The 1,645-nt window shown below is 75.0% G+C and carries 2 protein-coding genes; both read right to left on the bottom strand.

Features of this window, described 5'->3' with window-relative positions; translation table 11 throughout:
• Positions 1 to 235: 235 nt before the first annotated feature.
• Positions 236 to 1,093 (bottom strand): trypsin-like serine protease, encoded by an 858-nt coding sequence (locus GFJ45_RS15975; RefSeq protein WP_153399066.1) that lies wholly within the window; start codon positions 1,091 to 1,093, stop codon positions 236 to 238.
• Between the two features lie 36 nt (positions 1,094 to 1,129).
• On the bottom strand, positions 1,130 to 1,645 hold a 516-nt coding region (locus tag GFJ45_RS15970), incomplete at its 5' end, for a tRNA (adenosine(37)-N6)-dimethylallyltransferase (RefSeq protein WP_267128874.1).

Genomic DNA, 1,645 nt, shown 5'->3' with positions numbered 1-1,645 from the left:
CGGACCGGGCGGGCCGACCGGGGCCGCCGGCGTCGGGTGGGACGCCGCGGCGGTGCTGGCCGCGCTGCGCGGTGCCACGACGCCTGACGTCGTCGTCGTCGCCGGGCCGGAGGGGCCGCTGGCGCTCGAGGTCCTGCCTGCTCCCCCGGCCGGTTGAGACGGGCCCAGGTGGCACGGCACGCGGCAGGGGCCGCTCCCTCGGTGGGAGCGGCCCCTGACCGGTGTGCTGGTGTGGTCAGCCGGTGTAGGCGCTGAGAAACTCCTGGGCGGCCTGGGTGTCGGTCCGGAACGAGAAGTCGGTGCCGGCGCAGTGCCCGGTGACGCCGAAGGACGTCACTGCCACGACCGTGGTCGTCTCCTCGCCGGTCGCCGGGTCGATCCAGAAGGCGGGCCCGCCGGAGTCACCCGAGCAGGTCCCGCCCGGTCCGGTGCCCTGGCCCGGGGTGTTGCTCAGCTGGACGTTCTGGCTGCCCTGGGTGCTCGAGCGGCCGAGCCCCGTGATCGTGGCGGTGCCGCGGTAGCGCTCGTAGTCTGCCTGCGCGAACGCCGGGACGGTGCCCTGCAGGCCGTACCCGACCACGGCCACCTGCCGCTGCGTGGGGGGACCCTTGCGCGTCAGCAGGCTGTCGAGCATGCCGGCCTCCGGCAGCGTGCCGTAGACCCCGCCGGTCTCGATCGGCTCGGCGAGCTCGACGACGCCGACGTCGAAGGTGTCCGGGAACGCGGCGAAGCTGTCGTACTCCGGGTGCGCGGTCGCGGTGCCCTGTACCCAGTGCTCGCTGGTCTGCAGGAAGCCGAGGATGCCGCCGCCGGCGTAGTCGGCGACCGGCTCGGGGTGGTTGCTGACGAACGTCAGGTCGTTCGGTGCCCCGGACACGCCCTCGGCGCAGTGGCCGGCGGTGAGCACCAGCGTCGGCGACAGCAGGGTGCCGGAGCAGCGGAAGATGGCGCTCTGCCCGTCCTGGGTGTACATCAAGGTCACCACGTGGGGATGGGCCTCCCCGTCCGGCTCCCCCCAGGTGATGGCCTGGGCGGTGGTGCTTCCGACCAGGAGGGTGAGCACGGACAGGACAGCGACGGCGAGTCTTCGCATGGGTTCTCCTTCAGGTGGAGCAGGGACGTGCACAACCTACTGTGCGGCCGCGGCGACAGCGATCACCGCGACCGCCCGGTCCAGCAGGCCGGGCTCGTCGTGCTCCAGCCAGTGGATCCGCGGGTCCGGGCCGAACCAGGACTGCTGCCGGCGCGCGAACCGGCGGGTGGCGCGGGCGGTCTCGGCGCGCGCCTGCTCCGGGGTGAGCGCGCCGTCCAGCTGGCCCAGCACCTGGGCGTAGCCCAGCGCCCGGGAGGCGGTGGGCCCCTCCCGCAGCCCAGCGGCTTCCAGCCGGCGCACCTCCTCGACCAGCCCCTGCTCCCACATCCGCTCCACCCGGGCGTCGATGCGTGCGTCGAGGACGTCCCGGTCGGCGCGCAGGCCGAGCTGCACGGTGGGCCGCAGGTACTCCCGGCTCGGCAGGGTGGCGGTGAACGGCCGGCCGGTCAGCTCCACCACCTCCAGCGCGCGGACCAGCCGGCGGCCGTTGCGGGGCCCGATCCGGGCGGCGGCCTCGGGGTCCAGCTCGGCCAGCCGGGCGTGCAGCGCCGG

This window comes from Ornithinicoccus halotolerans (genome assembly GCF_009602535.1).
Lineage (GTDB): Bacteria > Actinomycetota > Actinomycetes > Actinomycetales > Dermatophilaceae > Ornithinicoccus > Ornithinicoccus halotolerans.
The sequence above is the reverse complement of the archived record's forward strand: the minus strand, read 5'-3'. Positions and strand labels throughout refer to the sequence as shown.